Here is a 247-nt window from a genome sequence, read left to right on the forward strand (position 1 = left end):
GGACCAACCGCGAGATCGGCGAGTGCCTGAGCATCGGTCTCGCGACGGTGAAGACGCATCTGATTCACATCTTCGAGAAGCTCGGCGTCGAGACCCGCTCCGCCGTCGTGGCGCTGATGTCGCGGCCCCTCGGCTCAAGCACTGCTGTCTCTGGAATACTGGATCACCCGCTTTCGCGGGTGATGACACCGAGAATGTGGCTCGCGCCGTTATCGCTCGCAGACGGCGATCCTCGCGAGCCCCTCTC

The 247-nt window shown here is 64.0% G+C and carries 1 protein-coding gene; it reads left to right on the forward strand.

Annotation, left to right across the window (positions count from 1 at the left end):
• The coding region (locus FNJ47_RS52320; protein WP_236000622.1) for a helix-turn-helix transcriptional regulator at positions 1 to 247 on the forward strand (247 nt) is incomplete at both ends.

Source organism: Bradyrhizobium uaiense (genome assembly GCF_010811875.1).
GTDB classification, from domain to species: Bacteria; Pseudomonadota; Alphaproteobacteria; order Rhizobiales; family Xanthobacteraceae; genus Bradyrhizobium; species Bradyrhizobium uaiense.